At 71.8% G+C, this 25,170-nt stretch carries 29 protein-coding genes; 22 read left to right on the top strand and 7 right to left on the bottom strand.

The genetic code is table 11. The features are described from left to right. The first annotated feature begins 3 nt into the window (after positions 1–3). The 11 genes from AC6EH9_RS10760 (at position 4) to AC6EH9_RS10710 (ending at position 10,117) form a co-directional block, all read left to right on the top strand. Positions 4–1,323: a TadA family conjugal transfer-associated ATPase gene (locus AC6EH9_RS10760; protein ID WP_498422955.1), complete on the top strand. Its 1,320-nt coding sequence runs from the start codon at positions 4–6 to the stop codon at positions 1,321–1,323. Further along, a complete protein-coding gene (locus AC6EH9_RS10755; protein WP_498422954.1) occupies positions 1,320–2,243 on the top strand; it encodes a type II secretion system F family protein in 924 nt (307 codons plus the stop codon). Before AC6EH9_RS10760 ends, AC6EH9_RS10755 begins: the two co-directional genes overlap by 4 nt. After that, positions 2,243–3,115 carry a type II secretion system F family protein gene (locus tag AC6EH9_RS10750; protein ID WP_498422953.1) on the top strand — a complete coding sequence of 291 codons (873 nt, stop codon included), beginning with the start codon at positions 2,243–2,245 and terminating at the stop codon, positions 3,113–3,115. Before AC6EH9_RS10755 ends, AC6EH9_RS10750 begins: the two co-directional genes overlap by 1 nt. 3 nt (positions 3,116–3,118) lie before the next feature. After that, positions 3,119–4,339, top strand: a complete 1,221-nt coding sequence (locus AC6EH9_RS10745; protein ID WP_498422951.1) for a sensor histidine kinase — start codon at positions 3,119–3,121, stop codon at positions 4,337–4,339. Next, on the top strand, positions 4,340–5,020 hold the full coding sequence (locus AC6EH9_RS10740; RefSeq protein WP_498422950.1) for a response regulator: 681 nt from the start codon (positions 4,340–4,342) through the stop codon (positions 5,018–5,020). A gap of 173 nt (positions 5,021–5,193) precedes the next feature. Next, positions 5,194–5,418, top strand: a complete 225-nt coding sequence (locus tag AC6EH9_RS10735) for a Flp family type IVb pilin (RefSeq protein WP_498422949.1) — start codon at positions 5,194–5,196, stop codon at positions 5,416–5,418. Between the two features lie 3 nt (positions 5,419–5,421). Continuing rightward, positions 5,422–6,156, top strand: coding sequence for a hypothetical protein (locus AC6EH9_RS10730; protein ID WP_498422948.1), 735 nt, complete (start codon positions 5,422–5,424; stop codon positions 6,154–6,156). A 47-nt stretch (positions 6,157–6,203) separates the two neighbouring features. Continuing rightward, positions 6,204–7,532 carry a hypothetical protein gene (locus tag AC6EH9_RS10725; protein ID WP_498422947.1) on the top strand — a complete coding sequence of 443 codons (1,329 nt, stop codon included), beginning with the start codon at positions 6,204–6,206 and terminating at the stop codon, positions 7,530–7,532. Then, positions 7,523–8,143, top strand: a complete 621-nt coding sequence (locus AC6EH9_RS10720; RefSeq protein ID WP_498422946.1) for a hypothetical protein — start codon at positions 7,523–7,525, stop codon at positions 8,141–8,143. Before AC6EH9_RS10725 ends, AC6EH9_RS10720 begins: the two co-directional genes overlap by 10 nt. Continuing rightward, positions 8,140–8,628: a hypothetical protein gene (locus tag AC6EH9_RS10715; protein ID WP_498422945.1), complete on the top strand. Its 489-nt coding sequence runs from the start codon at positions 8,140–8,142 to the stop codon at positions 8,626–8,628. The genes AC6EH9_RS10720 and AC6EH9_RS10715 overlap by 4 nt, the downstream gene beginning before the upstream one ends. A gap of 37 nt (positions 8,629–8,665) precedes the next feature. Next, complete coding sequence (locus AC6EH9_RS10710) at positions 8,666–10,117, top strand: vWA domain-containing protein (protein ID WP_498422944.1); 1,452 nt, start codon at positions 8,666–8,668, stop codon at positions 10,115–10,117. Here AC6EH9_RS10710 and AC6EH9_RS10705 read toward each other — a convergent pair. Further along, the gene (locus AC6EH9_RS10705) at positions 10,089–10,436 is read right to left on the bottom strand and encodes a DUF192 domain-containing protein (protein WP_498422943.1); all 348 of its coding nucleotides are present in this window, start codon (positions 10,434–10,436) and stop codon (positions 10,089–10,091) included. The two genes, AC6EH9_RS10710 and AC6EH9_RS10705, sit on opposite strands and share 29 nt — an antisense overlap. Positions 10,437–10,484: 48 nt before the next feature. Next, positions 10,485–10,700, bottom strand: a complete 216-nt coding sequence (locus AC6EH9_RS10700) for a hypothetical protein (protein WP_498422942.1) — start codon at positions 10,698–10,700, stop codon at positions 10,485–10,487. A gap of 62 nt (positions 10,701–10,762) precedes the next feature. Between AC6EH9_RS10700 and AC6EH9_RS10695 the strand changes: the two genes are divergently transcribed. Further along, the gene (locus AC6EH9_RS10695; RefSeq protein WP_498422940.1) at positions 10,763–11,374 is read left to right on the top strand and encodes an acVLRF1 family peptidyl-tRNA hydrolase; all 612 of its coding nucleotides are present in this window, start codon (positions 10,763–10,765) and stop codon (positions 11,372–11,374) included. Between the two features lie 73 nt (positions 11,375–11,447). After that, positions 11,448–12,350 carry a phosphotransferase gene (locus tag AC6EH9_RS10690; RefSeq protein WP_498422938.1) on the top strand — a complete coding sequence of 301 codons (903 nt, stop codon included), beginning with the start codon at positions 11,448–11,450 and terminating at the stop codon, positions 12,348–12,350. Positions 12,351–12,471: 121 nt separating this feature from the next. Here the strand turns inward: AC6EH9_RS10690 and ypfJ are convergent, their stop codons facing one another. Next, positions 12,472–13,410 (bottom strand): KPN_02809 family neutral zinc metallopeptidase, encoded by a 939-nt coding sequence (gene ypfJ / locus AC6EH9_RS10685; protein WP_498422937.1) that lies wholly within the window; start codon positions 13,408–13,410, stop codon positions 12,472–12,474. Between the two features lie 134 nt (positions 13,411–13,544). Here ypfJ and AC6EH9_RS10680 point away from each other — a divergent pair, with 134 nt between their 5' ends. The 4 genes from AC6EH9_RS10680 to AC6EH9_RS10665 all read left to right on the top strand — a co-directional run bounded on the left by AC6EH9_RS10680 (position 13,545) and on the right by AC6EH9_RS10665 (position 18,790). Next, entirely contained in the window at positions 13,545–15,143 is a 1,599-nt protein-coding gene (locus tag AC6EH9_RS10680; RefSeq protein WP_498422936.1) for an ABC-F family ATP-binding cassette domain-containing protein, read from the top strand. 98 nt (positions 15,144–15,241) lie between these two features. After that, positions 15,242–16,030, top strand: coding sequence for an enoyl-CoA hydratase/isomerase family protein (locus AC6EH9_RS10675; RefSeq protein ID WP_498422935.1), 789 nt, complete (start codon positions 15,242–15,244; stop codon positions 16,028–16,030). 66 nt (positions 16,031–16,096) lie between these two features. Beyond that, a complete protein-coding gene (locus AC6EH9_RS10670; protein WP_498422934.1) occupies positions 16,097–17,980 on the top strand; it encodes an ABC transporter ATP-binding protein in 1,884 nt (627 codons plus the stop codon). A 54-nt stretch (positions 17,981–18,034) separates the two neighbouring features. Further along, positions 18,035–18,790 carry an SDR family oxidoreductase gene (locus AC6EH9_RS10665; protein ID WP_498422932.1) on the top strand — a complete coding sequence of 252 codons (756 nt, stop codon included), beginning with the start codon at positions 18,035–18,037 and terminating at the stop codon, positions 18,788–18,790. On the opposite strand, the gene AC6EH9_RS10660 is transcribed toward AC6EH9_RS10665, so the two are convergent. Then, on the bottom strand, positions 18,755–19,546 hold the full coding sequence (locus tag AC6EH9_RS10660) for an SURF1 family cytochrome oxidase biogenesis protein (RefSeq protein WP_498422931.1): 792 nt from the start codon (positions 19,544–19,546) through the stop codon (positions 18,755–18,757). The genes AC6EH9_RS10665 and AC6EH9_RS10660 overlap by 36 nt on opposite strands. 94 nt (positions 19,547–19,640) lie before the next feature. Here AC6EH9_RS10660 and moaA point away from each other — a divergent pair, with 94 nt between their 5' ends. Next, positions 19,641–20,654: a GTP 3',8-cyclase MoaA gene (gene moaA / locus AC6EH9_RS10655; RefSeq protein WP_498422930.1), complete on the top strand. Its 1,014-nt coding sequence runs from the start codon at positions 19,641–19,643 to the stop codon at positions 20,652–20,654. A 30-nt stretch (positions 20,655–20,684) separates the two neighbouring features. Here the strand turns inward: moaA and AC6EH9_RS10650 are convergent, their stop codons facing one another. Together AC6EH9_RS10650 and AC6EH9_RS10645 are read right to left on the bottom strand one after the other, a co-directional pair. Continuing rightward, entirely contained in the window at positions 20,685–20,927 is a 243-nt protein-coding gene (locus AC6EH9_RS10650) for a hypothetical protein (protein ID WP_498422929.1), read from the bottom strand. 215 nt (positions 20,928–21,142) lie between these two features. Continuing rightward, entirely contained in the window at positions 21,143–21,472 is a 330-nt protein-coding gene (locus tag AC6EH9_RS10645) for a DUF3099 domain-containing protein (RefSeq protein WP_498422928.1), read from the bottom strand. Between the two features lie 73 nt (positions 21,473–21,545). On the opposite strand from AC6EH9_RS10645, the gene AC6EH9_RS10640 reads away from it, so the two are divergent. The 4 genes from AC6EH9_RS10640 (at position 21,546) to AC6EH9_RS10625 (ending at position 23,908) form a co-directional block, all read left to right on the top strand. Beyond that, on the top strand, positions 21,546–21,758 hold the full coding sequence (locus AC6EH9_RS10640; RefSeq protein ID WP_498422927.1) for a dodecin: 213 nt from the start codon (positions 21,546–21,548) through the stop codon (positions 21,756–21,758). Between the two features lie 70 nt (positions 21,759–21,828). Continuing rightward, positions 21,829–22,533, top strand: a complete 705-nt coding sequence (gene fabG / locus AC6EH9_RS10635; protein ID WP_498422926.1) for a 3-oxoacyl-ACP reductase FabG — start codon at positions 21,829–21,831, stop codon at positions 22,531–22,533. 44 nt (positions 22,534–22,577) lie between these two features. Continuing rightward, positions 22,578–23,348 (top strand): enoyl-ACP reductase FabI, encoded by a 771-nt coding sequence (gene fabI / locus AC6EH9_RS10630; protein WP_498422924.1) that lies wholly within the window; start codon positions 22,578–22,580, stop codon positions 23,346–23,348. A gap of 47 nt (positions 23,349–23,395) precedes the next feature. After that, complete coding sequence (locus AC6EH9_RS10625) at positions 23,396–23,908, top strand: SixA phosphatase family protein (RefSeq protein ID WP_498422923.1); 513 nt, start codon at positions 23,396–23,398, stop codon at positions 23,906–23,908. 25 nt (positions 23,909–23,933) lie between these two features. Here AC6EH9_RS10625 and serB read toward each other — a convergent pair whose 3' ends face one another. Next, on the bottom strand, positions 23,934–25,148 hold the full coding sequence (gene serB, locus AC6EH9_RS10620; protein ID WP_498422921.1) for a phosphoserine phosphatase SerB: 1,215 nt from the start codon (positions 25,146–25,148) through the stop codon (positions 23,934–23,936). Positions 25,149–25,170: the final 22 nt, after the last annotated feature.

Genomic DNA, 25,170 nt, shown 5'->3' with positions numbered 1-25,170 from the left:
CGCGTGAGCCTGAGAGACCGCAAGGGCGAGGTCCAGATCGACTCGGTCGTCAACGACAACGGCGTGACCTACCTGAAGGGACTCCTGCTCGAGGAGGTCGACCTCGGCGAGCTGTCGGCGCTGACCGAGGAGCAGCGCCGGGCCCGCCTGGAGCGGGTGGTCGGCACCCTGCTGACCCGGGAAGGGCCGCTGCTCACCAACCGCGAGCGCAACATCCTGGTCCGTCGCGTCGTGGACGAGGCACTCGGGCTGGGCGTCCTCGAGCCGCTCCTGCGCGACGAGACCATCACCGAGATCATGGTCAACGGACACGAGAAGATCTTCGTGGAGCGGGCCGGCAACATCCAGCAGCTGCCGCTGAGCTTCTCCTCGGTCGAGCAGGTCTACCAGGCGATCGACCGGATCGTGGCCGGCGTCAACCGCCGCGTCGACGAGTCGAGCCCGATGGTGGACGCCCGGCTCCCCGGGGGTGAGCGCGTCAACGTCATCGTCCCCCCGCTGGCGGTCGACGGTCCCACCATCACCATCCGTCGCTTCCCGCGCCCGTTCTCGATCGCCCGGCTGATCGAGATGGATGCCCTGGACGAGCCCACGTCCCGCCTGCTGTCGGCGATGGTGAAGGCGGAGCTCAACATCGTGGTGTCGGGCGGCACCGGATCCGGCAAGACCACGATGCTGAACGCGCTCTCCTCCTTCATCCCCGCCGACGAGCGCATCGTCACCATCGAGGACGCCGCCGAGCTCGCGCTCCAGCAGAACCACGTCATCCGGCTGGAGACCCGCCCGCCGAACGTGGAGGGCAAGGGCGAGGTCACCATCCGTGACCTGGTGCGCAACTCGCTGCGGATGCGTCCCGACCGGATCATCGTCGGGGAGACCCGCGGCGGCGAGGCGCTCGACATGCTCCAGGCCATGAACACCGGTCACGAGGGCTCCCTGGCCACCATCCACGCCAACACCGCCGAGGACGCGTTGCTGCGCTTCGAGACGCTGTGCACCATGTCGGAGGTGCAGCTGCCCGACGCGACGCTGCGCGACCAGATCAACAGCGCCATCGACTGCGTGGTTCAGCTCAGCCGGCTGCCGGACGGCAGCCGCCGCCTCACCGAGGTGGTCCTGCTCGTCTCGCGTCACCGCGACGACTACAAGATGCACCCGGTGTTCAGCTTCGTGCCCGACCCGTGGCTCGGCGACGGCAAGGTCACCGGCACGTCGACCTACCACTCGCTGCCGCAGCGCTACGCCGAGCGGATCCGGCTGTCCGGCATCGCGGTCCCCGACGAGTTCACCTCGGCGCCGCCGCCTCCGGAGCACGACCGGTGACCATCCTTGGCATCGTCCTGATGCTCCTGGCGACCCTGACGCTCGTCGTGGTGGGCGTCGGCGTGCTGGTCAAGGAGCAGGACCGGCGACGCTCGCTGGCCTTCGTCGTGTCCCAGGACCGCTCCCCGGCCCTGGCACGGCTGCGCCGCGGCCTCGAGCGCCGGGTGCTGCGGACCCGGTTCGGCAAGCGGCTCCGTTGGGGTCTGGACAACGCCGACCTGAAGTGGCCGGTCGCGGACGCCGTCATCATCGGGACCCTCATCGCCGCGCTGGCAGGCGTGATCAGCTACGGAATGGGCGGGCCGGTCCTCACCGTCATCGTCCTGTCGTTGCTGGGGATGGGCGCGCGGGCGTGGCTGAAGCGTCGCGAGGAGGCGCGCTTCTCGAAGTTCATCGACCAGCTGCCCGACCTGGCGCGGCTGCTCGCCAACGCGGCCAGCGCCGGGCTGTCGCTGCGGGCCGCCCTGGCCGTGGCCGCCCAGGAGACGGTGGAGCCGACGCGTGGCGAGCTGCACCGCGTCAACGAGGAGCTCGCCCTGGGGTCGTCGCTCGACGACGCCCTCGAGCGGATGGGCAGCCGGCTGCCCTCGCGGGAGCTGGCGGTGCTGGTCAACGTGCTGGTCATCCAGTCCCGGGCCGGCGGCAAGATCGTGACGGCCCTGCAGGGCATCACCGAGGCGCTGGAGATCCGCCGCGACCTCCGCCGTGAGGTCGCCACGCTCGTGGCCGGCTCCAAGGCCACCGTCCTCGCCGTCTCCGCGCTGGGGGGCGGGATGGTGGTCCTGGTGCACAACTCGGTCGAGGGCGGCCTGCGTGGGCTCCTCGCGAACCCGGTCGGGCTCTTCCTGTTCGTCTTCAGCCTGGGCCTGTTCCTCTTCGGGATGGTCCTGGTCCGCAAGGCAGCCAAGGTGGAGATCTGATGGCGCTGCTGCTCGGCACCGTGGGCCTGTGCCTCGTCGCGCTCGCCGCCCGCGGGTGGACCTTGATCCGTGAGCCCGGCGTGGACACCAGCGCCTTCAGCGCCTACGCGGACGCCGCTCCGCGCCGCGAGCGTACGAGCCTGGTGGGGAAGCTCCTGGTGTTCCTCGACCGCGCCATCGGCGGCCGGGTGTTGGGACAGATGCCCGCCGAGTCGCGTCGCAAGGTCAGGGCGGCGATCGCCCGGGCCGGGTCCCCGGAAGGCTTCACGGTCGAGAGCCTGATCCAGCGCCAGGCGACCTGGGCGGCTCTGGGCCTGGTGGCCGGGATCATCCTGCTGCTGCAGGGGCAGGTGCTGGGGATGCTGATCCCGGTGCTCGGCTGGTTCTTCCCCCGGCTCACCCTCTACACCGCGGCACGGCGTCGCGCCTCGGCCATCGAGCGCGAGCTGCCCGACTTCCTCGACGTGCTCTCGGTGACCATCAGCGCCGGCCTGGGCTTCCGCTCCGCCCTGCGACGGGTCTCCTCGCTGGTCGAGGGTCCGGTCGCCGAGGAGATGCTGGTGACGCTGCGTCAGATCGACCTGGGGGCCAGCCGGCGGGCCGCCTTCACCGAGCTGCGCGAGCGGACAACGGCTCCGTCACTGCACAACTTCGTCACGGCCTTCCTGCAGGCAGAGGAGCTGGGCACGCCGATCACCGGATTCCTGGAGACCTACGCCAAGGAGCTGCGACGCACCGCGGGCCAACGCGCGCGCACCGCCGCGGCGCGCGCGAACCCGAAGATCAGCCTGATCCTGACGCTGATCATCATGCCGGCGCTCTCGATCTTCATGATCGGCTCCCTGGTGCTGATGGCGTTCTCGGAGGCCTGAGTCGTGGCCACCTTGCAGCTGATCCCGCACTCGGACGAGTTCGAGCGCGTCCAGACCCTCAGCGAGGTCGCCAAGATCCTGCTCGACATCCGGATCGTGTGCTGCCTGCTGGTCACGCTGTGGCTGGCGTGGATCCCCGAGCTGCACGCCGCAGCGCTCGCCCTGGTCGCTGCCAGCGCCTGGCTGCTGATGGTGCTGCTGCGCTGGGAGAGCTTCGGGCTGACGCTGTGCACCCACCCCTTCATCCTGGCCGTGGATGCGATCGTGTGTCTGTTCGTGCTGCACCTCACCGAGCCGGTGAGCCCGATGCTCCTGGTGCTGGGCTCAGGAGCAGTGCTCTCGGGGCTCTGCCTGGGCCGCAGGGGCGCCTGGGTGTTCGCGCCGGTGCTCGCCGGAGGGTGGTGGTTCGTCTTCTCCTTCAGCACCCCCGAGTCGCTGCGCGCCGAGGACTCCTTCAACGCGCTGGTGGTGGTGCCGGTGCTGCTGGTCGGCTCGCTCTTCCTCGGCACCGGCATCAGGGAGGTGATCCTGCGGGCCGCCGAGACCGAGCGCGATCGGCGGCGGCAGAACCACTTCGCCGGCGTGGCCGAGGAACGGGCCAGGTTGGCTCGCGAGATGCACGACTCCCTGGTCAAGACCCTGCACGGCGTGGCGCTGCTCGCGGACACGCTGCCGGCGTGGCTGGAGCGCAGCCCGGACCGGGCTCGTCAGCACGCGGCCGCGATCAGCGAGCAGCTGCTCCAGGCCTCCAAGGACTCGCGGGCCCTGATCCTCGCGATGCGCCGCGCCCGCGGTGAGTCGGGGGTCGCCGAGCAGGTGCCGGAGGCCGTCGAACGGTGGTCGCTGAGCACCGGTCGCCGGACGGCGGTGCAGGTCAGCGGCGAACCCGATCTGTCGACCGAGTCGACCTACGAGCTGGTGGCGCTGCTCAACGAGGCGCTGGAGAACGTCGCTCGGCACACCCCCCCGACCACCGGAGTGGAGGTCTGCCTGGCCGAGAGCCCGGGATGGGTCGAGCTGACGGTCAGCGACGACGGTCCGGGCACCGATCTCGATCTCAACGGTCCCGGAACCCCGCGGCCGGGGCACTTCGGGGTGACCGGGATGCGCGAGCGGGCCGCCCGGGTGGGCGGAGCCCTCAGTTTCACCAGCAGCTCGACCGGCCCCACGACGGTTCACGTGCGTCTGCCGGCTGCCCTGCCCGACGAGGAGGAGTGGTACTAGATGAGCGTTCGCGTGCTGATCGCCGATGACAATCCGGTGGTCCGGATGGGGCTCACCAGCCTCCTGGAGCTGGAGGACGACATCGAGGTGTGCGGCGAGGCCAGCTCCGGTCCCGAGGCGCTCGCGCTGGCCCAGGCGCAGCGGCCCGACGTGGTGCTGCTCGACGTACGGATGCCCGGCGGGAACGGGCTCGACGTCCTCGCCGACCTCCAGGAGGTCAGCCGGGTGCTGATGCTGACCTACTCCGACGAGCCGGCGATCGTGTCGCAGGCGCTGACGGGGGGAGCCACCGGCTACCTGGTCTACGGCACCTTCGACAGCGCCGAGCTGGCGGTCGCGATCAAGGACACCGCCTGCGGGAGTGTCCGGCTCTCCCCACCGGCGGCCGCGGTGCTGCTCAGCGGGCCGCTTCGCCGCCCGGAGCCGGCCGCCGCCGACCCGGGCGGCACCGCGGTGGCCACCGTCCTCGACGCCGCGGTGATGCAGCGCTTCCACCTCTCCCGCCGGGAGCGGGAGATCGCCCAGGAGATGGTGCTGGGCAAGACCAACACCGAGATCGCCGCCTCGCTCTACATCGAGGAGAAGACGGTCAAGAACCACATCAACCGCCTCTTCGCGAAGCTGGGCGTCACCAACCGCTCGGCCGCCATCTCGCTGCTGCTGGGTCTGCGCTCCGTCTAGGCCTCACCCACGGTCGGGGCCCGGATTGGGCCCGGGTGATTGGGCCCGGAATTGGGCCCGCGGGCCCGAGGCGATCCGGCCCTTCCTGCGTAGCGTTCAGGTCGTCAGCAAGGGACGGGCAAGCCACTCGGACCACGACGACCCACATCTCTCTCACGACACCAGGAGCAACCATGAACCAGTTCGCAGCCACCCTGCAGGCCACCCTCCACGTCTTCAGCCAGAACCTCCAGACCCGGCGCGACGAGGCGGGCCAGACCACCGCCGAGTACGTCGGCATCCTGGCGTTCGTGGCTCTGCTGGCCGTCGCGGTGATCGGTTTCGCCACCCCCATCGGCGACCAGGCCAACACCATCATCACCTCGGCCTTCGACAAGATCTCCGAGAAGCTCGGCTGATTCATGCGCACTCGCGCCACTGGGGAGGAGGGCCAGGTCTACCCGGCCCTCCTCCTCGCGGTCATTGGTGGGTTCGCCATCGCGGTGACCTTCGTGGCCCTGCAGAACCTGCTCGACCAGACCGGCCGAGCAGACACCGCGGCCGACGCCGCGGCATTGGCGGTGGGAGCCGAGCACAAGGACCACGTCGAGTCGATGCTCAAGCTGGAGTCGGTCTTCGGCACCGGCGGGAGCCTCACCACCTTCCTCCAGAGCTTCGGATCCGCGCCCGCCGTTCAGGTTGCGGCGCGAGAGTACGCCGAGGCGAACGGTGCCGAGGTCGACGGCCTCGTCTCCTTCCGGGGCTACGACCCGGTGAAGCGCCAGTGGACCTACGAGGTGACCACCCGTCAGCTCGACACGGTCAAGGGCGGCGACGCCGAGGCCCGCTCCCGGAGCCGCTCGAAGGTCGCGGTCGCGATCTCGGGAGGCCTGTGCAGCGATCTGAGCGGCTTCATGATCGGCGGCTCCTGCATCGGGCTGACCGAGTACCTGGAGTCCTGCGTGGAACCACCTCCGCCACCGCCGCCACCTCCGCCGCCGCCGAGCCCCTCGGACCCCCCGGGCCCCGGCGGCCCGAAGGAGACCCAGAAGCCTGAGCCGGAGGAGCCCGAGGAGCCGGAGCCGTTCGAACCGGCCGGCTTCTGCGCCACGAACCTTGGTGATCTTCTGCAGTGGGACATCCACCTCATCCAGTGACACCGGCACCCCAGCGCCACACGGCACACCTAGTCAGGAGACGCACCATGTACCCATTCGGAGGCCGGAGGCGGCGCGGGGAAGACGGCGCGACCACCGCCGAGTACGTCGGCATCCTGGCCTTCGCGGCGCTCCTGGCGATCGCGGTGATCGGCTTCACGACCCCGATCTCGGGGCAGAGCAAGCAGATCATGTCGAGCGCCTTCTGCAAGATCGGTGGGACGCTCGGCGGTGCCGGCTGCTCCAACAGCGAGCTGCCCTCCTACGTCCCCACCGATTGCACGGTGTCCTCCAACGGCAAGCAGTACGGCGGCTCGGTGTCGGTCGTCGCCACCGTCGGCGGCGACAGCGGCTACACGCTGCTGAAGATCCGGGAGCGCCAGGACGACGGGTCCTTCAAGGACACCTATGTGGTGAGGACGTCGGGAGAGGTCAACGGGAGCTACGAGTTCGGTCCCAAGGCGGGGGCTGACGTCAACACCGGCAAGGGCGGGGTCGACGCGAGCAAGGGCGCCAGCGTCAACATCTCCGGGAACGTCAGCACCGGGAGCAACTTCAAGTTCGACTCGCTCGAGGAGGCGCGGGAGTTCGCCGAGAAGAACAAGGACAACTTCGGCGGCGTCGTGGGCGGCGTCGAGGGCGGGCCCGAGGCGGAGTCCACCTACTACCAGGCCGGCGGAGGCGTCGATGTCTCGGGTGACGCGGGGCCACTGAAGGGCTCGGGCGGTGGCAAGGCCGTCCTCGGAGTGGAGACGTACAAGAACGGAAACACCAAGTTCACGATGGCACTGACTCTCGAGGCCGCTGCCGAGCTGGGCATCCCCGTCCCCTCGGACATGATCGCAGCGAACGCCGCGGGCAACATGGCACTCTCGGTGACGACGGACGTGACCTTCGACAAGGACGGCAAGCTCGTCTCGATGGCCGGCGAGATCTCGGGCCAGGCGAAGGGATCGGCGAACGTCAAGCTCGGTCCCGGCCACGGCAAGCCGGAGCCCGGTACCACCAACGACGTGCTCAACCTGCCGAGCCTCACCGTGGGAGCCGGCGGCAAGGTGAGTCTCGGATTCTCGACCACGTTCGACGATGAGGGACGCAGCCAGCTCTCCGAAGCCGTGGGCGACTTCGTCACCGGGGGAGGGCTCGGCGAGGACGCCCAGGCGGCCATCACCGACCAGTTCGCCAACCACTCGCAGTACACGTTCACCCAGGGCACGGTGGACGAGAGCCGAGAGGAGTGGGGCGGTAAGGTCAAGGTGATCGCAGTCACCGTCGGCGCCGAGGGGCACGTCGTGACCACCGACGAGACGACGACCGGTGGCTGGTACTACAACCCCGTCACCGGCACCTGGGAGGAGAACCTCGCATGCGGATGACCTCGAGGGCACATGCGCTGCTCGGTGCGGCTCTCGCCGCGCTCCTGCTGCTGACCGGCTGTGGTGGAGAGGACGTCGAGGTGTCGGACGCATTGGTCTCGACCGCCCCCGATGAGTTCAAGATCGTCGAAGAGGATGGCGCCTCCTACGCGGCGGGCCACGGGATCGTGGTCACGATGGCCGAGGACTGGGTCGATTATGAGCCCGAGATCGAGAGCATCGAGGGCACTACCTGGGAGTGGGCCGTCGGCCAGCCGATCGAGACGACGCCGTTCCCCGCCGGACTGCAGTTCTCGATGGGCCAGCCCGACAAGGGCGCTCAGCTGGATGCCGGGATGGCCACCGCGGCCGAGAAGATCGCCGAGCTCTCGTCCGGCTACGAGCTCCTGGACAAGGGCGACGCGGACGTGCCGGGTGCCGAGGCAGCCGAGTTCCTCAGGTTCCGACGGAACCTGGACTACAACGGTGAGGAGTACCCGGTGGAGCAGGTGACGCTGATGATCCAGCTGTCGGACGACACCTCCTCCAGCATCCGCTTCATCGCCCCCGAGGGGGAGTGGGACTCGCTGATGAAGAAGGCCTACGACTCCGTGAAGGTCACCGCGGGATGATCACGCGCCCGATCGCGGTGACCCGTGGGGTGCTGGCGGCAGCCGCCATCGGCGTGGTCGGAGCCGGGATCGTCATCCTCGGCTTCTCCGTCGCCGGGGCGGATCGGACGATCAGCGACGTCCAGGGCGTCGGCTCCCGGGTGAACGTGCTGTGGTGGGGCTCCACCGCCTTCGTGGCCTGTGCCGCGATCCTGGCCGGTGTCATCGCCGGTGGGATGGCGTTGACGGGGGCGGGGCTGTCCTCGCCCGGACAGGCGGTGCTCACGGTGGCGACACCCCTGGCGCTGCTGACGGCGGCGAGCGTGGGGACCGCCTCCGGCCTCGGCTGGCTTGCCGACCGCACGGCGATGCCGGTCGGGGTGGGGTGCGCCATCGGCTTCGTGGGGGGCGCGCTCTACGTGATCCAGCGAGGCGTCATCGACCAGTCCTCGCAGTTCTCGACCCACCAGGAGCTTCCTCCCAGCAGAGCATGGGGAAGTCGCTGAGCGTGACGAGACGAACGTGCCGGTCACCGTGGCCGCGGTGAGCCGCCGAGACCGCCGGCGGCGCCTGCTCGTCTCGGTGCTTGCCGGCCTGCTGGTGGCGTTCGGGCTGGTCGCCCCGGGTCGGGCGAGCGCGCCGACCGACGCGGACCTGCGGGTGCTGGTCGTGCTGGACGTCTCGGGATCGATGCAACGCGACGGCGGGCACGGGCAGTCGCTGCTCGACGGCGCACGCCGGGCCCTCTCGGAGCTGGCGTTCTCGCTTCCTCGCGCCTCGAGCATGGGGCTGCGGGCCTACGGCTCGGACTACGCCGGCGACGACCGGGCCGAATCGTGCCGCGACTCGCGGCTGCTGGTGCCGCTGGCCCCGACCAGGCCGGCCCGGGTGGTCGCCGCGGCCGGTCGTCTGAGCCCCACCGGCGACACCCCGATCGGGTACGCCCTCACCCGGGCCGCCGACGACTTCACCCAGGGCGCCGGAGCCCGGGACGTGATCGTGCTGATCAGCGACGGCGAGGACAACTGCAGCACCCGTCCGCCGTGCGAGATCGTGAAGGACCTGAAGCGCAACGGCCTCGAGGTGCGCATCGAGACCGTCGGTGTCGCGCTCGGCCGGACCGGCAAGGCCCGCAGTCAGCTGCGCTGCATCGCCGACGCCACAGGCGGGGACTACTACGACGCCGAGAACTCCGACGCGCTCAGCGCGGCGCTGCGGCGGATCAGCCAGCAGGCGACGGGCCGGCTCGGGACCGGGCGTGCCGTCGAGGCGAGTCCGCGACGGGCGAAGGCCAGGATGATCACGCCCGGGGCCTACCGGATCACGCTGGCGCCGGGTGGCTCCGCCTGGTTCCGGTTCGACGCGCCGGTCGGCGCCCGGCCCCGGGTCCTCGCCACCATCGAGGGCGGTGAGCGGACGACGATGCCGCGAGAGCTCAGCAGGTGCCCGTCCTGGCGCGCCGAGCTGCGCAACCGGGCCGGCGAGGGCTACGTGTACCCGCCGTACGGCAACTCGGGAGTCTTCGACGGCGTGGACTTCGGCTCGACGGGAGCCTCCACCTCCCATCCGCTCGAGGAGAGCTCGACCGGCATCGACTACGCGGGCCCGTGGACCATCCGGCTGGCGCTGGGCGTCGACCGGGAGAACGAGCTTCTCGAGTGTGCCAAGTACCTGGCGCCGCGCCGGTACAACGTCCGGTTCTCGCTGGACTACGACGGCCTGGATCCGCAGTCCGAGCAGTCCGAGCAGCCGGTGGACCCGGGGGAGCCGGTGACGCCTCAGCCCGACCCGAGCACCGCGCCGCTGGTCCCCTCGCCGAGCGTCCCGCCGGCGTCACCGGGGCCCTCGGCTGCCGACAAGTACCGGCGGCCCGTCTCGGAGTCGGAGGCGCCGACGTGGCGCGCGCCGGTGCTCGCCGGCTTCCTGGCCGTCGGCACGATCGGGCTGGGGGTGCTGCTCTACCGGATCAGACGGCGTCGTGCGCGCGGCTGGTGAAGTCGATCCGGGACCCCTGGGTGAGACCCCAGGTCTCGAACGCCCCGGCCTCGGCCTCCAGGACGCCCTTGCTGCGCCATGACCACGGTCCGAGCCGGCCCGGCTGCATGGTGGCGACATGGATGGCGACGTGCTCCTTGTCCAGGTAGGCGACGTCGATCGCGAACTTCATCCGATAGGTGTGCACCTGCCGCGCCGGGGCCAGCCACAACGCGCCCTCCAGGCCGGTCCGGCCCAGGAGGCCCTTGCTGCGCGTGCGCGCGGTCGTGGCAAGCTCCACGAAAGCGACGTCACGCCCGTCGACGGTGAGGCGGTGCACGAAGAGTCCCCCTGCTTGGTGATGGTCGGTTCCGGCTGGTCCTCTCGCTCACGGACCGCTGGTGTAGTCCGTGGTGCCGCCCGTCCAGTTCGCGGTGGTCGAGTGCGACGGATCGTGACGCCAGTCGGACTGGGGGCTGCGCCGCACCAGGTCTCCGCGGCGGATCCGCCGGAAGATCGAGACGAACAGCGCCAGCACGCAGCCGGCGACGACCACGAAGACCCCGGCGATCAGGCCCACGATCCCAACGACACTCAAGTCCATGGCCAGTCCTCTCGTCACGGGTCAGTGCGCACAGGCTACGGGCAACGCGCTACTTTCGGGCGGTGAGCGTCGAGGTGTTCGTGCCGGTCGAGCGGATCGGGCGGTGGGTGGCCAACTTCGGCCAACGGCACGGGACCACCGCGCTGGCCTGCTCCGACGGTGCTCTGCGGGGGGTGGCCGAGGACGGGTCCACGTTCGTGGCGCGCCTGCCCTTCGCCGCGACGTACGACGGGGAGCCGGGCGCGGCGGGCCTCGCCGAGGCGTGGCGCCCTCCCGAGTTGTGGGGGATCCTGCTCGTCCGCAGGGGCGGATTCGCCGTCGCCCGACTGGCCGGGGACAGCATCGTCGCGTCCAAGGTGGGCCAGCGCCACGTCCAGGGGCGGACCAAGGCGGGCGGACAGAGCCAGCAGCGCTTCGCCCGCCGGCGCGACAACCAGGCCCGCCAGGCCTACGAGGCGGCGGCCGAGCACGCCGCGCGGCTGCTGGTCGCGGTGCCCGTGCTGGTGACCGGAGGGGACCGTCCGGCGGTCCGGGAGGTGCTCGAGGACCCGCGCCTGGCGCACCTCGAGGTGGTGGCGCCCTGGCTCGCCGTACCCGACCCGCGGCGCGGCGTGCTGGAGAGCGCGGTGCGCGACGCCTGCGCGATCCGGGTCGAGGTCACCAACCGCGGCTGAGCGTGCGGGACAGGCCGGCCTCCGTCGTGGAGATCTGCGGCGATCCGAGGCCGCGTTCTGTCAGGATGTGCCCATGTGGCAGCCCGAGCCCGGCTGGCGCCGCCTCCCGGCGGGCCCCTCCGCGTCGACGCAGGGAGTGTGGGCGTTCGACGAGGCGGGCCGGGAGCTGGTCGCCAAGCGGCTGCGCGCCCCGGGCCCCGACGACCCGGCTGAGCTCTCGGACCCGCGCCACCCCGCCTACTGGCGCCGCGAGGCCGACGCGGCCCTCGACCGGGGGACCGAGCGGACCCCCGGGCTGCGCAGCGCGGCGGCGCTCCGGGTGGACGAGGACCACGAGGGCGTCACGCTGGTCCACGAACTGGTCGAACTGGCGGACAACCCCGGCCTGTTCACGGCCCGCGCCCTGGGACGGTTCGCCGGTGCGCAGCTGGGGGAGCGGCCCTGGCTGAGCCGGGGACAGCTGCGCAGCCGGCTGCGTCCGGTGGAACGCCGCGGCGGTTGGACGGTCCTCGCCCGGACCACGGTCGCCGACGTCGCCCACCATCTGTGGTCGCGGCGCGAGGTGCTCCTCGCGCGCCTCGACGAGCTTCCGCAGGTGGCGCAGCACGGCGACCCGGTGCCGGCGAACCTGCGCGGGCGGCACGGTGACGACGTCATCGCCATCGACTGGTCGGCCCTGGGCCGAGGACCCGTCGGCGCCGACCTCGGCTACTTCGCCCTGTCCACCCGGGAATCGCTCGAGCCGCTGCTCGCGGCGTACCTGGGCGGGCTGCCGAGCGGGCTCGCCACCGCCGAGCAGGTGCTGCTGGCGGCGCGGGCGGTGTCGGTCTTCACGGTGCTCACCCGCGCCGACTGGGCGCTGTCCCGCGCGGCCGACGGCGAGGGCGCGCTGGCCGGGAAGTTCCGGCACCCCTCGGTGGCGCCGGCGCTCCAGGCCCTGCAGCGGCAGGCGGCGCACATCGAGGCGTTGTTGTGAGGTGCGCCGTCCCTGTTGCTTTCACGAGTTAACTCGTGAAACCCGCACATCCCACGTGAAGGAACACGTGGGAAGTGCGGGTTTCGTGTGGCCAGTGGCCTCGAGCGGGAGAGAGCGGCGACTAAGGGGTGCGCACGGCCCAGGTGTCGCAGCTCTCGAGGGTGCCGCGCTCGTAGCCGGTGCGGAACCACTTCATCCGCGACGCCGCGGAGCCGTGGGTCCAGGACTCCTCGTTGGTCTGGCCCTGGGTCTTCTGCTGGATCCGGTCGTCGCCCACCGCCTCGGCCGCCTCGATCGCCAGGCGGACGTCCTCGTCGGTGACCTCGGCGAACAGCCGGGACCCGGCCGCGTCCTCGGTGGAGGTGGCGGCGGCGGTCCACATCCCGGCGTAGCAGTCGGCCTGCAGCTCCAGGCGTACGGCGTCGCTGCGCGGGCCCTGCTGGGTCCGGACCCGGCCCATCGTCCCGCTCAGGTTCTGCAGGTGGTGTCCGTACTCGTGGGCGAGCACGTACGCCTCGACGAAGCCGCCGTCCGGGCCGCCGAGCTGGCGCTCCAGGACGGTGTCGAAGAACGCGGAGTCGAGGTAGATGCCCTGGTCGGCGGGGCAGTAGAAGGGGCCGACCGCCGAATCGGCGCGACCGCACGCGGTGTCGACCGCGCCGGTGAACGTGGCCATCGTGGCGGGCCGGAAGGCCACGTCGCCCTGCCGGGGCAGCGTGTCGGCCCAGTAGTCGTAGAGCGAGTTCTCGATCGCGACCCGGGCACAGTCGGCGCTCTCGTTAGCGTCCGCGCCCGTGGTGCAGCCGGCGTAGCGCTCCCGGTCGGCCTGCGCGACCCGGCTGGTGTCGACGCCCGACGTCGCCGTACCGCCCCCACCCTCGCCGCCGCCGACCAGCTGCAGGACCACGAAGACGATGATCAGCACCACCACGCCGCCGATGCCGCCGCCGGCCACCCCGCCGGGGATCGGCAGTCCGCCGCTCGCGCGGGCGGAGCGGCCACCGCCGCCGCGGTTGGAGACGCGGCCGGTGTCGAGACGAGCCTTGGGGTTGAAGCGCATCTGCGCATGATCGCACCCCGCTCTGGCGATGCGGGACGGGCCCGCGCCAGCGCGTAGGGTGGAGACGATGATGCGCGCGGGCCGATCGGCCTCCCGATGGCCCCGCATCCCTTCCCAGCCTGCAGAAAGCTCACATGATCACGGCACAGCAACTCGAGGTGCGCGCCGGTGCGCGCCTGCTCATGGAGAACGTCAGCTTCCGGGTCGCGGCCGGTGACAAGGTGGGTCTCGTCGGGCGCAACGGCGCCGGCAAGACCACCCTCACCAAGATCCTCGCCGGTGACGCGCTGCCCGCCTCCGGCCAGGTGCTGCGCTCGGGCGAGATCGGCTACCTGCCCCAGGACCCGCGCATCGGCGACCCCGAGGTGCTCGCGCGCGACCGGATCCTCTCGGCCCGCGGGCTCGACGACGCCGTACGGCGGATGCGCCAGTCCGAGGAGCAGATGGGCAGCGACGACCTGAAGGTCCGCGAGAAGGCGATGCGCCGCTACACCCGCGCGGAGGCCGACCTGCACGCCGGCGGCGGGTACGCCGCGGAGTCCGAGGCGGCCCAGATCGCGAAGAGCCTCGGCATCGAGGACCGGCTGCTCGGCCAGCCGCTGAAGACCCTGTCCGGTGGCCAGCGCCGCCGCGTCGAGCTGGCCCGGATCCTGTTCTCCGAGGCCGAGACGCTGCTGCTCGACGAGCCGACCAACCACCTCGACGCCGACTCCATCGTCTGGCTGCGTGAGTTCCTGCGCACCCACAAGGGCGGCCTGATCGTGATCAGCCACGACAACGGGCTGCTCGAGGCGACGGTCAACAAGGTCTTCCACCTGGACGCCAACCGGGCCGAGATCGACATCTACAACATGGGCTGGAAGGCCTACCTCACCCAGCGTGAGACCGACGAGCGACGTCGCAAGCGCGAGCGGCAGAACACCGAGCGCAAGGCCAGCACGCTGATGGACCAGGCGAACAAGATGCGGGCCAAGGCGACCAAGGCCACCGCCGCCCAGTCCATGCTCAAGCGCGCCGAGAAGATGATGGCCGGGCTCGAGGGCGAGCGTCAGGCCGACCGGGTGGCGAAGATCAAGTTCCCCTCGCCCGCCCCCTGCGGCAAGACCCCGCTGATGGGCACCGAGCTGTCGAAGTCCTACGGCTCGCTGGAGGTCTTCACCGACGTCGATCTGGCCATCGACAAGGGCTCGCGGGTCGTCATCCTCGGCCTCAACGGCGCCGGCAAGACCACGATGCTGCGGATCCTCGCCGGCGTCGACCAGCCCGACACCGGCAAGGTCGTCCCGGGCCACGGCGCGAAGCTGGGCTACTACGCCCAGGAGCACGAGACGCTGGACGTGAACCGGACGGTGCTGGAGAACCTGCGCACCGCCGCGCCCCAGCTCGCGGACGCCGAGGCACGCTCGGTGCTGGGCTCCTTCCTCTTCTCCGGCGACGACGCCAACAAGCCGGCCGGCGTGCTGTCCGGTGGCGAGAAGACCCGCCTGGCCCTGGCCATCCTGGTCGTATCCAGCGCCAACGTGCTGCTGCTCGACGAGCCCACCAACAACCTCGACCCCGCCTCGCGCGAGGAGGTGCTCGCCGCCATCCGCAGCTACGAGGGGGCGATCATCCTGGTCACCCACGACGAGGGTGCGGTGCGCGCCCTCGAGCCGGACCGGGTGCTGATCCTGCCCGACGGCGAAGAGGACCTCTGGAGCGACGAGTACGCCGACCTGGTCAGCCTCGCCTGAGCTGAGCTGAGCTGAGCTGAGCCGGGCGGGCGCGGCGCGGGCAAGGTGAGCCCAGCCTGACCTGCGGCCCGGCGAGGGGGCTTCCTAGACTGCGGCCCATGACTCCCGAACAGCTCACCTCCGCCGGCCTGCGTCTCGAGATCCAGGGGCCGGTGGCCACCCTGACGCTGAACCGGCCGGAGGCCCGCAACGCCCAGACGCCCACCATGTGGCGGGCGATGGCGCAGGTGGGGGAGTCGCTGCCCGAGGACGTCCGGGTGGTGGTCGTGCGCGGCGAGGGGCACAGCTTCTCCGCGGGCCTGGACCGCAAGATGCTCGACCCCGCGGGCGGGGACGGCGAAGAGACCGTGGCCTCGCTGCTGGCGCTGCCCGACGAGCAGATCTCGGCGACCATCGACGACTACCAGCGCGGCTTCACGTTCCTGCGCGACCCTCGCTTCGTCTCGATCGCCGCGGTGCAGGGATACGCCATCGGCGCCGGCTTCCAGCTGGCCCTCTCCTGCGACCTGAGGGTGCTCGCCGACGACGCGCAGCTGTGCATGAAGGAGTCCGCGCTGGGCCTGGTGCCGGACCTGACGGGAACAAAGCCGCTGGTCGAGAGCGTTGGCTACTCGCGAGCACTCGAGATCTGTGCCACCGCACGGATGGTGGGGGCCGCCGAGGCAGCGGCGATCGGGCTGGCGACGGCCGTCGTGCCGGCGTCCGAGCTGGACGCGGCGGTCGCGGACCTCACCGCCGCGCTGACCGCACCGATGGCGGGTGCGGTGCGTGAGACGAAGACCCTGCTGCAGGGGGCAGCGGACCGGAGCCTGGACGAGCAGCGCCGCCTCGAGCGTGAGGCGCAGGCCCGCAGGTTCCGTGAGCTGGCCCAGATGATGCAGGGATGACGACACCGGCCTGACCAGACCGGGTAGACGAAGCAGCAGGGCTGTTCGCGGCCCGGAGGAGGGGCCATGTCCGGCATGCAGGGGATGGGCCCGGCGTTCCGCAACCTGCGCACCGATCGCAGTGTGGCCAAGGCCAAGGTGGAGCGGGGCACGGTGCGCCGCATCCTGCAGTTCGCGCGGCCGCACCGGCGACTGATCGCGCTGTTCCTGTCGCTGACCGTCGTCGACGCCGGCCTGGTGGTGGTGACCCCGCTGCTGGTGCAGCGGATCATCGACGACGGGATCCTCGGCCACGACAGCACCCTGATCACCGTGCTGGCGCTGGCGATGGTGGCCACCGCGGTGCTCAGCGCCCTGCTGGCCGTGCTGTCGGGGTTCCTCTCGGCCAGGATCGGCGAGGGGCTCATCTACGACCTGCGCACCCAGGTCTTCGCGCACGTGCAGCGCCAGTCGCTGGCGTTCTTCACCCGCACGCAGACCGGCGCCCTGGTCTCGCGCCTGAACAACGACGTGATCGGGGCGCAGCGCGCCTTCACCTCCACCCTGTCCAGCACCGTGTCGAACACCATCTCGGTGTTCGTGGTGGGCATCGCGATGTTCGTGCTCAGCTGGCAGGTCACGCTGCTGTGCCTGGCGACGTTCCCGATCCTGCTGATCACCTCCCGCTGGGTCGGCAACCGGCTGGCCGGGCTGACGCGGCAGCAGATGGACGGCAACGCCGACCTCGGCAACGTCATGACCGAGCGGTTCAACGTGGGCGGCGCGATGCTGCTCAAGCTGTTCGGGCGTCGCGCCGACGAGGACGCGCTCTTCGCGCAGAAGGCCGGCCGGGTGCGCGACCTGGGCATCCGGATCTCGCTGATCACCCGGGTCTTCATGGCCACGATGATGGCGGTCCCGGCACTGGCCACCGCGCTGGTGTACGGCGTGGGCGGGCACCTCGCGGTCCGCGACCAGCTCACCATCGGCACGCTCGGGGCGCTGGCCACCCTGCTGCTGCGCCTGCTCGGGCCGTTGCAGGGGCTGTCCAACGTGCGCATCGACGTGATGACGGCGCTGGTCAGCTTCGATCGGGTCTTCGAGGTGCTCGACCTGCCGTCCCTGGTCGCCGAGAAGCCGGACGCCGTCGCGCTGCCCGCGGGCGCCGCGCGCCTGGAGTTCGACCGCGTCGGCTTCCGCTACCCCGGCGCCGAGGAGGTCGGCATCGAGTCGCTCGAGGGCGTCGCGCGCCGCGACACCCGCGACAACGGACCGGTGCTGCACGACGTCAGCTTCCGTGCCGAGCCCGGGCAGATGATCGCCCTGGTGGGTCCCTCGGGGGCCGGCAAGACCACCGTCACGCACCTGGTGGCGCGCCTCTACGACGTGACCGAGGGCGCCGTGCGCGTCGGTGGACACGACGTGCGCGACGTGACGCTGCAGTCGCTGGAGGACGCGGTCGGCTACGTCACCCAGGACGCGCACATGTTCCACGACACCATCCGCGCCAACCTGCTCTACGCCCGGCCCGGCGCCGACGACACCGAGATCTGGCACGCCCTGGAGGCCGCCCAGGTGGCGTCGCTGGTGCGCAGCCTCCCCGACGGCCTGGACACGGTGGTCGGCGACCGCGGCTACCGGCTCTCCGGTGGTGAGCGCCAGCGGCTCGCCATCGCCCGGCTGCTGCTCAAGGCGCCGGCGATCGTCGTCCTCGACGAGGCGACCGCCCACCTCGACAGCGAGTCCGAGGCCGCCGTGCAGCGGGCCCTGGACGCCGCCCTGGAGGGGCGCACGTCGCTGGTGATCGCCCACCGGCTCTCCACCGTGCGCCACGCCGACCGGATCCTGGTGCTCGAGCAGGGCCGGATCGTCCAGTCCGGCACGCACACCGACCTGCTCGCCCAGGGTGGCCTGTACGCCGACCTGTACCGCACGCAGTTCGCCGTCCACGACGGCGACCGGGTGGGCTGAGCGGGTGGGCTGAGCGAGGCCCTGCGCCTCGACGGGGTGAGTAGGCTCCCCGGCATGGACCTCCAGCTGCGCGAGCGCGTGTACGTCGTCACCGGTGGAGCCCGCGGCCTGGGTCGCGCGAGCGCCGAGCGTCTGGTCGCCGAGGGCGCCCGGGTGGTGCTCTCGGGACGCAGCGCCGACTCCCTCGACGAGGCCACGGCCGCGCTGGGCGAGGCGTCGCTCGGGGTCCGGGCGGACAACGCCGACCCGGACACGCCGGCGCGCCTGATCGCCGCCGCCCGGGAGCGCTGGGGGCGTCTGGACGGCGCCCTGATCAGCGTCGGCGGACCGCCCAAGGGCACGGTGGCCGACACCGGGGACGCGGCCTGGACCCGGTCGTTCGAGACCGTCTTCCTCGGTGCGGTCCGGCTGCTGCGCGAGATCGGCGCCGAGTTGTCCGACACCGGCGCGTTGGCCGTGGTGCTGTCCTCCAGCGTCCGCGCGCCGCTCGCGGAGATGGCGCTGTCCAACGGGTTGCGCCCCGGGCTGGCGATGGTCGCCAAGACGCTGGCCGAGGAGCTGGGGCCACGGGGGATCCGGGTGAACGGACTGCTGCCCGGGCGGATCGCGACCGAGCGGGTCGCCGAGCTCGACGCCTCCGCGCCCGACCCGGCCGCGGCCCGGGCCGCGGCGCTGGCCAGCATCCCGCTGGGACGCTACGGCGAGCCGGAGGAGTTCGGCCGGGCCGCGGCCTTCCTGCTCTCGCCCGCCGCGTCGTTCGTGAGCGGCGTGATGCTACCGGTCGACGGAGGCATGCTCCGCGCCCTGTGAGTCCTCGCCGGGGGACTCCTGGGCGGGCTCGTTCTTGCGCTTGGCCTTGCGCCACTCGTCGTAGCCCAGGTAGCAGAAGCCGAACACCGCGAGCACCCCGAAGAACCACCACTGCAGTCCGTAGAAGAAGTGTGGGCCGTCGCCGAGCTCGGGCAGGTCCGAGGGGGTGAGGGACTCGGCGGGCTCCGGGTCCTCCGAGGAGAGCTGCAGGAAGCCGCCGTACACCTCCCGGTCCAGGGCAGCACCGATCTCGGTGCTGGAGATGGCGCGCGTGGACTGGTTGGCGACCTTGGTGCTGTCGCCGGTGGCGTCGCCGCGGGCCCAGCCGGTCACCTCCACCTCGCCCGAGGGGGGCTGCGGAACCTCGGCGGCGTCGATGCCGCGGTTGTCGGTGGGCATCCAGCCGCGGTCCACCAGCAGGGCGGTGCCGTCCTCGGTGACCAGGGGGACGACGACGTTGATCCCGGACTTCCCGTCGCGGGTGCGGTAGCGCACGATCACGGTGTCGTCGGTGTCGTAGACCCCGGTCGCGGTGAGCCGGGCCCACTCGTCCTCGGAGCTGACGGCGCGACCCGGTGCCAGGACGTCCTGGACCGGGCGCGGGGTGGCGGTCTCGTTGCGCTCGACGACCTCGTTGCGGTCCTTGCGCTCCTCGAGCCGGTCGAACTGCCACCCGCCCAGCCACCACGCGCCGTAGGCGAGCAGCGCGACGGCGATGGCGAAGAGCGCCCACCGCCTGCTGAGGAACAACCGCATCCGATCCACCTCCCCGAGGGTAGTCGCGCGCGACGGGCGACTCGCGACCGGTCCCCGCCTACTGTGAGGTCCGCTTCACACCTAGACTGAGGCAATGAGCAGTGACCCCGTCACGACCTACGCGCTCGAGGACCGATTCGGCCGGGTGGCCACGGACCTGCGTGTCTCCCTGACCGACCGGTGCAACCTGCGGTGTTCCTACTGCATGCCGGCCGAGGGGCTGGACTGGCTACCCGACGAGTCGGTGTTGACCGACGACGAGATCGTGCGGCTGGTCCGGATCGGCGTGGAGAGACTCGGGGTCCAGGAGGTCCGCTTCACCGGCGGGGAGCCCCTGGTACGCCGCGGGCTGGTCGACATCGTGCGCCGCAGCCGTCTGGCGGGACCGGACCTGGAGCTGTCGGTGACCACCAACGCGCTCGGCCTGCGCCGTACCGCCCACACGCTCGCGGAGGCGGGGCTGAACCGGGTCAACGTGAGCCTGGACAGCGTGCGCGCCGAGACGTTCGCCGCGATCACCCGCCGCGACCGGCTCGACGACGTCCTCGCCGGCCTGGCCGCCGCGCGCGACGCCGGGCTCGGACCGGTCAAGGTGAACGCGGTCCTGCTGCGTGGGGTGAACCACGACCAGGCGCCCGAGCTGCTGCGCTGGGCGCTCGGCGAGGGTTACGAGCTGCGCTTCATCGAGCAGATGCCCCTGGACGCCCAGCACGGGTGGAGCCGGGAGCTGATGATCACCGCCGACGAGATCTTCGCGATGCTCGAGCGCGAGTTCGTGCTCACCGCCGCGGTGGAGCCGCGGGGGAGCGCACCGGCCGAGCTGTTCACCGTGGACGGCGGACCCGGCACGGTCGGGGTCATCGCCAGCGTGACGCGGCCCTTCTGCGGGGACTGCGACCGGGTCCGGCTCACCGCCGACGGCCAGATCCGCAACTGCCTGTTCGCGCGCGAGGAGTCCGACCTGCGGGCCTCCCTGCGCGGCGGAGCCTCCGACGACGAGATCGCCCGCCGCTGGGTCGCCGCGATGGCGGGCAAGCGGGCCGGGCACGGCATCGACGACCCGCTGTTCCTGCAGCCGGACCGCCCGATGTCGGCGATCGGCGGCTGAGCCCCCGGCCCGACTCTGCGCCGGCTCGGATCAGAGCGCCTCGACGTCGCGCAGGAACCCGCGTGCCTGGAGGAAGTCGCCCAGGGACGTGCGGTGCTGCGCGCACGCCAGCCAGGTCTTGCGGCGCTCGGGCGTGTGCAGCTTGGGGTTGTTCCACAGCAGGGCCCACACCGCGTCCTGCGGGCAGCCCTTCGCCGAGCAGGTCAGCGGTGCGTCCACCGGGGCGATCTCGGCAGCTTCGGTCTCGGGGGGCGCGCTCAGGGGATCGGGCATGGCGCCAGCCTAGAGACGGACGATGCCGGACAGCCACGGGGGAAGCTGTCCGGCATCGCGATTGCCGGCTCAGACGGGGGAGACCGAGCCGACGAGGGTAATTCTTGCACGGCCCTCAGCGGTTTTCTACCGCTGCGGGCCCAACGTGACGGGCCCCTCGTCGGCCCGCTCCGGGCCCGGAGAGGGGCCGGCTGCTGAGCGCGCGGACCCGCCGGTCAGGGGCGCGGCGGGAGCTGTGTCGAGCCGGTGGTCCCGCTGCCCAGCTGGCGGTCGATCGGACCGCCCTCGGGGACCTGGAAGTCGTCGCGGCGACGGGGGGCGACGTTGGCCATCACCACCGCGACGTAGGGCAGCACCACCGCGCCCGCCACCAGGGCCCAGCGCAGCCAACCGTCGGCGACGACCGCCCCGATGAAGCAGACCGCGCGCAGCGACATCGAGTACAGGTAGCGGCGCTGGCGCGCGGCGATCTCGTCGGCGCGGTTCGTCCCCGCACTGGTGATGCGCACGGGCTCGGAGTCCCGGCGACGCTCGCGCTCGGCCATCGCACCATCGTACGTCGCTACGATCGTCGAGCCGCCCGGGACCAGCCTGGACCGACACCGCACGGAGGACCCCATGACCGACCGCACCTACCGCGTCACCGAGATCGTCGGCACCTCGCCCGACGGCATCGACCAGGCGGTCCGCAACGGCATCGCGCGCGCCTCCCAGACCCTGCGCCACCTCGACTGGTTCGAGGTCACCCAGGTCCGCGGGCAGGTCAAGGACGGCCAGGTGGAGCACTTCCAGGTGGGCATCCGGCTCGGCTTCCGCCTCGAGGACGACTGAGCCGGCGTCCCACGGCCCGGGCGGCGAGGTGTTTAGGGCTACGCGCGGGTAATCGCTAGCGTCGCTGGACGTGAGCAGATCAGTCCTCGTCACCGGCGGCAATCGCGGCATCGGCCGCGCCATCGCGGAAGCCTTCCTCGCCCAGGGCGACAAGGTCGCCGTCACGACCCGCAACGGGGGAGCCCCGCAGGGCGCCCTCGACGTGCGCTGCGACGTGACCGACCCCGCCGCGGTGGAGGCGGCCTTCCTGAGCGTCGAGCAGGCGCACGGTCCGGTCGAGGTGCTGGTGGCCAACGCCGGCATCACCTCCGACACCCTGCTGCTGCGGATGTCCGAGGACGCCTGGTCCTCGGTGATCGAGACGAACCTGACCGGCTCCTACCGGTTGGCCAAGCGCGCCGCCAAGGGCATGCTGCGCCAGCGCCGCGGCCGGATCATCTTCGTCTCCTCGGTGGTCGCGATGCTGGGCTCGGCGGGCCAGGTGAACTACGCCGCCTCCAAGGCCGGGCTGATCGGCATGGCGCGCTCCATCGCCCGCGAGCTGGGCAGCCGTTCCATCACCGCGAACGTGGTGGCTCCCGGCTTCGTGGAGACCGACATGACCGGGGTGCTCACCGACGAGCAGAAGACGCTCATCAAGACCCAGGTGCCGCTGGGCCGCTACGCCACCCCGGACGAGGTGGCGTCGGTCGTCGCCTTCCTCGCCTCCGACGCCGCGGCGTACGTCACCGGGGCCGTGATCCCGGTCGACGGCGGCCTGGGCATGGGGCACTGACCAGGCCGGACCCGGCCGACAGCCAAGGAGAGGGAGCAACACACATGGGCATACTCGAGGGCAAGCGCATCCTGGTCGCCGGAGTCACGATGGACTCCTCCATCGGCTTCGCGACCGCCCGGGTCGCACAGGAGCAGGGCGCGACCGTGCTGATCTCCAACTTCGGCAGGGCGCTGGGGATCACCCGGCGGATCGCCAAGCGGCTCCCCGTGGAGCCGCCGGTCCTCGAGCTCGACGTCACCGACGACGAGCACCTCGCCCGGCTGCCCGACCTGGTGCGCGAGCACGTCGACGGCCTGGACGGGGTGGTCCACTCGATCGCCTACGGCAACCCCGAGACGCTGCTGGGGGGCGACTTCATGCAGGGGCCCTGGCCCGACGTGGCGCAGGCGCTGCAGGTCTCGGCGTTCTCGTTGAAGTCGCTGACCGCCGCCTGCCTGCCGCTGATGCCGCAGGGCGGCTCGGTGGTCGGGCTGACCTTCGACGCGACGGTGGCCTGGCCCGCCTACGACTGGATGGGCGTGGCCAAGGCCGGGCTGGAGTCGTGCTCGCGCTACCTCGCCCGCGACCTCGGGCCCCAGGGGGTGCGCTGCAACCTGGTCGCCGCCGGGCCGCTGAGGACGCTGGCGGCCAGGGCGATCCCCGGCTTCGAGGAGCTGGAGTCGATGTGGAGCACCCGCGCGCCGCTGGGCTGGGACGAGACCGACCAGACGCCGACCGCCAAGGCCGTCTGTGCGCTGCTCTCGGACTTCTTCCCCGCGACCACCGGTGAGATCGTGCACGTCGACGGCGGCTTCCACGCGATGGGCTCCTGAGCGAGCGCGCTGTCGCCACCGGCGCGGGTAGTGGCAGGATTCGGGGCGTGCCCGAGAACCGCAGTCTCGTCCTGATGCGACATGCCCAGGCCGAGGGCCACGCCGCCTCCGACGCCGCCCGCGACCTCACCGCGCGGGGGCGCGAGGACGCCGCCCGGGCGGCCGGCTGGCTGAGGTCGGCCGGCTTCGTGCCCGACCACGCCATGGTCTCGGCCGCGACCCGGACCCGGTCGACCTGGGCCGAGCTGGCCGAGACCGCAGGTTGGCACCTGGAGCCGGAGGTCGAGGCAGGGCTCTACTCAGCCGGACCCGAGACGGCGCTGGACCTGATCCGGCTGGCGCCGGCCTCGGCGCGCTCGGTGATCGTGGTGGGACACAACCCGACCATCGCCTACCTCGCCCAGATGCTCGACGACGGCGAGGGCGACGCGCAGGCCGGCGCGGCGATGGCGGGCGGCTACCCGACCGCCGCGGTGAGCGTCTTCGCCTACGACGGGGACTGGGCCGACCTCGGCTTCGCGACGGCGCGGCTGGCGGGGTTCCACGACGGGCGCGGCTGAGCCGCTTCGGGTCACCCGAGCGGGATCACACGGGGGGTGAGGGGGTCACGATGCCGGCCTCGGCGTCGGCGGCCTCGACCTCCTCGCGGGTGATCCCCAGCAGGTACATGATCGCGTCCAGGTAGGGCACGTTGACCGAGGTGTCGGCCGCCTCCCGCACCGCCGGCTTGGCGTTGTAGGCGATGCCGAGGCCCGCGGCGTTGAGCATGTCGAGGTCGTTGGCCCCGTCCCCGATCGCCACCACGCTGGACTCCGGCACGCCGACCTCGGCGGCGAACTCGCGCAGGGCCTGCGCCTTGCCGGCCCGGTCGACGACCTGGCCGACGATGCCGCCGGTGAGGCGGCCGTCGACGATCTCGAGCTCGTTGGCCCGGGAGAAGTGGATCCCGAGGTCGGCGGCGAGCCGGTCGGTGATCTGGCTGAAGCCGCCGGAGACGATGGCGAACCGGTAGCCCAGCCGGCTCAGCGTGCGCACCATCGTCCGGGCCCCGGGTGCGAGCTGGATCGCGTCGTACACCTGGTCGAGCGCCGAGGCGTCGACGCCGCGCAGCAGCGCCACCCGCGAGCGCAGCGACGCCTCGAAGTCGAGCTCCCCGCGCATCGCGGCCTCGGTGACGCGGGCGACCTCCGCCTCGCAGCCGGCGTGGGCGGCCAGCATCTCGATGACCTCGCCCTGCACCAGGGTGGAGTCCACGTCCATCACGATCAGCCGCATCCCGCGCCGGATCAGGCTGGCCGGCTGCACGGCGACGTCCACGCCTTGGCGCGACCCCTCGGGGGCGAGCACCGAGCGCAGGGTGGCCGGTGCGACGCCGGAGACGTGCAGGTCGATCGCGGTGACCGGGTAGCGGGCCATCCGCACGATCCGGTCGATGTTGCCCCCGACGTCGGCGATCCGCCCCGAGATGGCGGCCATTGCGTGCGCGTGCAGCGGGGCGCCGAGGACGGTCACGTGGGAGCGTCCCTGCTTGCGCGCCTGGTTGTCGCCGATGCCGCGCTCGATCGAGACGTGCATCCCCAGGAAGGCGGCGCTCTCCTCGACCGCGGCGGCGAGGCGCTTCCAGTCCCGCGGGGCGGTGACCAGGACCCCGAGCACCAGCTGGCCGCGCAGCACGATCTGCTCGACGTCGACGACGTCGACGCCGGTGTGGGCGAGGGTGGAGAAGATCGTCGACGTCACTCCGGGCCGGTCGATGCCGGTGAGGGTGATCAGCAGGGTGTTGGGGGCGTCCTGGGTCATGGCAGGACGAGGCTATCGCGGC

It is taken from the genome of Nocardioides sp. Z21_20 (assembly GCF_059766585.1).
The sequence above is the reverse complement of the archived record's forward strand: the minus strand, read 5'-3'. Positions and strand labels throughout refer to the sequence as shown.